This window comes from Kaarinaea lacus (assembly GCF_975902315.1).
Map to the genome: position 1 here is coordinate 1 of NZ_CDLKIE010000300.1, position 6,510 is coordinate 6,510.

Genomic DNA, 6,510 nt, shown 5'->3' on the forward strand with positions numbered 1-6,510 from the left:
CACAAATGGAAGGTTATGTCTGGCCACAAATACCGCATGATGAAAATCCCGTCTCATATGTTACCAACGGCGTTCATGTTCCTACCTTTCTAGCCCGGGAATGGGTAAACCTGTTTGACATGCGCTTTAAGGAATGGCGTAACAAATTAACCGAGCCTGACTACTGGCAGTGTATTGATGACATACCGGACCATCGATACTGGAGTTTACGCCAATCGGTTAAGGGCGAAATGATGGAGCATGTCTGGCGCCGGGCCGTGCAACAAATGCGTCGTAACGGCTGTAGCGAAGCACAGGTAAATCGCCTGGTCCGTTTCATTGAACCACGGGAAACCGATATTCTTACCCTGGGATTCGCCCGACGCTTTGCCACCTACAAACGTGCAACCCTGTTATTCTCCGATCCGGAACGTTTAGCAAGAATTCTTAATATCGCCAACCGACCAGTGGTGTTAATTTTCGCCGGAAAAGCGCACCCGCATGATCAACCCGGTCAGCATTTAATTCGTGTTATACACGAGTTCTCCCGGCGCCCGGAATTCGAAGGTCGCATTCTGTTGTTAGAAGGTTACGACATGTCTCTGGGGCGCAAACTGGTATCAGGTGTCGATGTATGGATAAATACACCGGAATACCCCCTGGAAGCCAGTGGCACATCCGGAGAAAAAGCGGGTATTAACGGTGTTGTAAACCTGAGTGTGCTGGATGGTTGGTGGGGAGAAGGATTCTCAGGCGACAATGGTTGGGGCATTGCGCCTCACGGCCAGGAGTTTGATGCCGAGTATCGCAACCAGGAAGAAGCCAAGGATTTACTGGACATCATCGAGAATGAAGTTATTCCCATGTATTACGAACGCGATGGACGCGGCTACTCAGAAAAATGGGTGCGTATGTCTAAAGCGTCAATGCGCACGGTTATCCCAAACTTCAATGCGCAACGCATGGTAAAAGATTACGTCAATAACTTTTACACGCGCGCCAACAATCACCAAAAAACACTGAGCGCTAACAACAATGAACCAGCGCATGAGCTGGCGGAATGGAAAAAGAAAATTGCTAAAGTCTGGCCTAGCGTAAAAATCCGTCGCATTGATGAATGTGAAGGTACGATCCTATCGGGGGATACATTACCGATTCGAATCGCGGCTAATCTGGCTGGACTAACTCCGGATGATGTAATAGTGGAATGTATTGTTGGTACTGAAAACAGGCGCGGCGAATTTAAAGCACACGAGCATTTTATTTTTGATGCGATTGGTGATAATGATAAAGGTGATACCCTGTTTAGCATCAATTTAAAGCCGAGTTTGCCGGGGAAACAGCTCTATCAACTGCGCATGTATCCATCACACCGTTTGCTGGCGAATCGTTTTGAAGCAGGGTATATGATCTGGATTTAGAAGATTTTACGCCTGGAAAAAATCAGCTGGATTCTACATCACGCTCGAACTGGGTAACCATGGCTTTTACCTTTTCGGCAACATGGTCGTCAACCTGCTTCCATTGAAAACGCCAGCTCCAGTTACCTTTCGAGGTGCCTGGCGTATTCATGCGATGTCCTTTCCCCAGGGACAACAGGTCCTGCATGGGCACTATCGCCCAATTGGCCACTGAACGAAACGCACATTCCACCAGCGCCCATGGCATGGGCTCACCAGGATTACCCATATATTGATAAATATTTTTTTTGTTATGCTCAGGCAAATCCTCGAACCAGCTGAGCGTGGTGTCGTTGTCATGGGTGCCCGTATATACCACGCAGTTTTCAACATGGTGGTGCGGTAAATAAGGATTGGCTTCATCACCATCGAATGCAAACTGTAATATTTTCATTCCGGGCCAGCCAAACTGTTCACGAAGCGCATTTACCTCCGGCGTAATAGTGCCAAGGTCTTCAACAATAATAGGTAGTTCACCGACGGACTGTTGCAATGAATTAAACAATGCTTCACCGGGTGCTTTAACCCAGCGACCATTTATTGCCGTCTCTTCCTGAGCATCAATTTCCCAATACGCTTCAAAACCACGAAAGTGATCGACGCGAACTGCATCGTACAGTATAAGCGCGACATGGAATCGTTCTATCCACCATTTAAAGCCATCATCTGCGAGCCGGTCCCATCGATACAATGGATTACCCCAGCGTTGGCCTGTTTCAGAAAAATAATCCGGCGGCACACCGGCTACGGTATTCGGGAAGCCATCGGCATCCAGATCAAAGTATTCCTGGTGCTGCCAGACCTCCGCGCTATCGTGTGCAACAAAAATGGGCATGTCGCCCACCATTAGTACCTGACGTTGATTGGCATACTGCTTGAGCAAGGCCCATTGACGAAAAAAAACAAATTGCTCAAAGTAAATCTCTTTTATACCTTCTCTATATTGCTTTTTGGCTTTTTCCAATGCATCGGCTTCGCGATCTCGATATTTTTCCGGCCAATAGTTCCAGCCCTTGTGTTTATAATGCTCCCTCAATACCATAAACAGGGCATAGTCTTCCAGCCATGAACTGTTATCAGCAACAAACTGTTGAAGTTCTTCTTTGTGTGCTTTTTCTGCCCGCTTGAGGAATCCCTTATAGGCTTCATTGAGGTAATAGGTTTTACTGGCAACGCTACTCACTTCTGACAATAATTCATCATCCAGCCAGCCCCACTGGCTTAATAACTCAAGACTGATCAGTTCGGGATTTCCTGCATCGACTGACAGGCCCATATAAGGAGAACCATCTTCATGGGTAGGTGTTACTGGCAACATCTGCCAGATCGTTAATCCACAGGCATTCAAAAAATCTACAAAACGGTAGGCTTCAGGTCCCAAATCTCCCTGTTCATATTCCCCAGGCAAAGATGTAGGATGAAGAATGACGCCTGCTCGACGTTGACGTAACGTGGAATGGGGTATTGCGCGATGCTCGATAGTTTTGCTCATTAATCGCTTGTCAGTAATCAGCTATAGATTAAATAATAAAATCGCGACAGACTAATTCTGTTCAGAGCCCCTGCGCATAACACCGCCCAATTGCGGTGCGCCACTTCCGTGCGCAAAAGCATGGGACAGATACTCCGGTGGTTCCTCCCCAAGTAACTGACACAGATTAACGAGTTGCATACGAAACAAATGATCGAAGTCACTGACAGTTTCTGATGGATTATAATCCCCGAACCACCAGAACCAGTCTGATCCCTCACATATCGCCAACTGTATTTCGGCCGCCGCTCGTTGTTCATCGGACAAACGATTCGAATCAACCACTTTATCATAGATTCGCTTAACATCACCCAACATATCCCAGGCGCGATTTTTATCCGCGTCACCGATCCACGTCGAAAAGGTACCATACACCCAACTTCCCGCCACTATGTGCGGCAAAGGCGTTTTGGGAACATTACGGTCCAGACAGCTGGAAAACGTCGTCAGGTTCAACCTGGGGTGTTCAGCTATTTCTTTATAAAGTGCATTGAGAAAATAGAACCCGTTCTCTGGATAGTATTCCCAGGCATTTTCGCCATCAAGAATAATGGAAACCACGTGCTGGCCGGTATCTTCACCGATTGTAGTGGCGATGTTTTCCAGATGATGCACCAGGTTGGCAACCGCGTCATCGGCATGCCAGGTTGAATAGGTGAATCCGACCAGATCAGATAAACCATCATCACGAAAGAAACACGCCATGTCATGACCTTCCAGGCAAAACGCTCGGCAATGCCCAGGATCGTGTTGTTGTTCTTCAGGTTTATTTGATTCAGCCGTTTTATGCAGGCTGTTGTTTAAAACATTTTCCCCACTGGCCACCCAACGAAAACCGCTTTGCTCAAACAACTTGAACGCGGCATCACTCACACTTCCTTCCGATGGCCAGCACCCTGCTGGCTTAAAGCCAAAGTAATGCTCAAACACTTCAATACCGTGTTGAATTTGCCAACGCGCGCTTTCTTGTCCGCCCGGGTAAGCTTCCAGCAAAGGCATGCTGGCATCGGGCATGGCTTCTCTGGCACTGTTCAGGTCCAGTAACAAGGGCACGATGGGATGCGCATAGGGAGAGGTAGATAACTCCACTTTACCGGATTCTGCCAGCGCCCTGTAACGGGGAATCACGCCAGACAGCAAATCACCAATGATCTCCAGCAGCACTCGGCGTTCATGTAACGTATACCCACTACCTTTGTTCACTAACTCCTCTATGCGCTTATCTTCACGCCGTACTGTCTCTCCTAGCCATGCCAGGTGATACCAGACGATAATATCTACCAGGAACTGATCGTTAATGTAAATATTGGCATCCTGATGTTTCAGAAACCAGTCTGCCAACTCCGTTAAACGTTGATAATTTTCATAGCGATCTATGAGACGTTCCTTGTTGGCTCTTAAACAGTCCTGAACCAGCTTGATACGTTCGCCGATTTCAACTGGGAGCACTGCCCCCCCTAATGCACATAACAGGGGATCCGTAATACGAGAACCTTGCAGGAAGTAGCCGTTTATCTGCTGAGCATAATCATCGATCTGCTCCAGCAATATCGGTGCGAAGTTTACAACAGCCGCAGCTTTAGGCTCAGACTCAAGATGCGCCGCCATATCAACATAATCTTTTATCGCATGCAGATAGGTCCAGGGCAGGCAATACTCACCGGATGAACGGTCGTGATATGACGGCTGGTGCATATGCCAGCATATGACTACATTAAGTTTCGAGCTATCGGACATAGTGAAGTTCTTGACCCAGCATTTCCGGAATTACCAATACCACACCTTCAGGCGAGACAAAAAATCGATCACGGTCTTTGGCCAGGTCTACCCCAATTTCCAGTTCATCCGGTATCTTGCAACCTCGATCGATAATACAACGCTTAATTTTGCAATTTCGGCCAATTTCCACATCCGGCAAAATCACAGAATCTTCAACTTCTGCATACGAATTAACATGCACATTGGAAAACAGCAAAGAATGCCGAACAGTGGAGCCCGAAATTATACATCCACCCGATACCATGGAATCCACCGCCATGCCACGCCGGTCTTCGTCATCGAATATAAACTTGGCGGGTGGTAACTGTTCCTGGTAAGTCCATATAGGCCAATCTTCATCATACAAATTTAATTCCGGAGTAATGCCAATCAGCTCCAGATTGGCGCGCCAGAAAGCATCGACGGTTCCTACATCACGCCAGTATGCCGAACTGTCACGCTGAACATCACGGAATGGATAAGCAACAGCCCGGTAGTTTTCAACAAGTTTCGGCACTACATCTTTGCCGAAGTCATGGTCAGATTCGATATTGTCGGCATCTTCGATAAGCAAATCATAAAGAAACCTGGCATTAAACACATAGATACCCATTGACGCCAGCGCCATGGTTGGATTGTTGGGCATAGGGTCAGGTCGTTTTGGCTTTTCTGCAAAACTTTTAATTTTCCAGTCGGTATCAACACTCATTACACCAAATTCCGTTGCCTTCTGCAGTGGCACTTCTATACACCCTACAGTGATATCAGCTTTGCTATCGACATGTGCGGCGATCATCGGGCCGTAATCCATTTTATAAATATGATCCCCTGCCAGGATTAATACATAATCCGGCTCATGGTTGCGAATGATATCGATGTTTTGATAAATGGCATCAACAGTACCGACATACCATTGTTCCTGGATTCGTTGCTGGGCCGGTAGCAATTCGACAAATTCTCCAAACTCACCGCGCATGAAATTCCAACCCCGCTGCACATGTTGAATCAGGGAGTGAGATTTGTATTGGGTCAGTAAACCGATTTGGCGAATCCCGGAATTCACACAGTTGGAAAGCACAAAATCGATAATGCGAAACTTTCCACCAAAGGGCACCGCCGGTTTTGCACGCCAGCGCGTCAGGTCTTTTAATCGCGATCCTCTTCCACCGGCCATAATCATTGCCAGGGTGTTCCGCGTCAAACGACTTACAAACCGTGGTGTATGCGAGCTCGCCATTCCTCTGCTCCTTTGTACGTATAAAACGTGTTAAGAGAGTTCTCGTTCAAATTTATTATGCTGGAAAAAAAAACGCATTACTTTATAGTCACAATATTACATTTTGAGGTCACAAAACATTGATCCTGATCCGTATTTAATACTATTTTTGTGTTAGCATATATTGCATAGCTATTGACAACAAGAAGAATTATTCTGTAGAGAATTGCACCTTAACATACGCTGAATTTTTAAATCCCGATGGACGATTCACCCAACAAAACAATATCAAATCCTGATGATTCACCCTCACCCGGGACTGCGCCGACAATGAACAGCAATCAACCATCGCGTTCTAGTGAGCGAGTCCTTGACAGAGAATTGTCGAAAATTATCAACGCCACACACCATGATCCCTTTTCCGTGCTGGGCAAACATAACATCGACGGCACTGAAATAGTGCGGGTCTTCATGCCCCGGGCGACTGAGGTTCAACTACCGGATATAAGCGCAAATTTCCAGCGCATTCCAGATACTGACCTGTTTGAATGGAAGGGAGAGCCCGG

5 protein-coding genes are annotated in these 6,510 nt (G+C 46.9%); 2 read left to right on the forward strand and 3 right to left on the reverse strand.

Going from position 1 to position 6,510, the window contains the following annotated elements; all coding sequences use genetic code 11:
• Positions 1-1,400: alpha-glucan family phosphorylase (gene glgP / locus ACWVCM_RS09460; protein WP_455201495.1), on the forward strand; the 1,400-nt coding region annotated here is incomplete at its 5' end.
• Positions 1,401-1,422: 22 nt separating this feature from the next.
• Here glgP and malQ read toward each other — a convergent pair.
• The 3 genes from malQ to glgC are packed head-to-tail and all read right to left on the reverse strand — an operon-like array spanning position 1,423 to position 5,965.
• Positions 1,423-2,931, reverse strand: a complete 1,509-nt coding sequence (malQ, locus tag ACWVCM_RS09465) for a 4-alpha-glucanotransferase (RefSeq protein WP_455201496.1) — start codon at positions 2,929-2,931, stop codon at positions 1,423-1,425.
• A 51-nt stretch (positions 2,932-2,982) separates the two neighbouring features.
• Complete coding sequence (locus ACWVCM_RS09470) at positions 2,983-4,707, reverse strand: hypothetical protein (RefSeq protein WP_455201497.1); 1,725 nt, start codon at positions 4,705-4,707, stop codon at positions 2,983-2,985.
• Positions 4,697-5,965, reverse strand: a complete 1,269-nt coding sequence (gene glgC, locus ACWVCM_RS09475; RefSeq protein ID WP_455201498.1) for a glucose-1-phosphate adenylyltransferase — start codon at positions 5,963-5,965, stop codon at positions 4,697-4,699. Before glgC ends, ACWVCM_RS09470 begins: the two co-directional genes overlap by 11 nt.
• 309 nt (positions 5,966-6,274) lie before the next feature.
• On the opposite strand from glgC, the gene ACWVCM_RS09480 reads away from it, so the two are divergent.
• Positions 6,275-6,510, forward strand: a 236-nt coding sequence (locus ACWVCM_RS09480; RefSeq protein ID WP_455201499.1) for a GlgB N-terminal domain-containing protein, incomplete at its 3' end; no start/stop codon positions are given.

Bases quoted from the DNA above. Each gene is read 5' to 3' on its own strand.
- malQ (WP_455201496.1), bottom strand. From the start codon at position 2,931: ATGAGCAAAACTATCGAGCATCGCGCAATACCCCATTCCACGTTACGT.
- ACWVCM_RS09470 (WP_455201497.1), bottom strand. From the start codon at position 4,707: ATGTCCGATAGCTCGAAACTTAATGTAGTCATATGCTGGCATATGCAC.
- glgC (WP_455201498.1), bottom strand. From the start codon at position 5,965: ATGGCGAGCTCGCATACACCACGGTTTGTAAGTCGTTTGACGCGGAAC.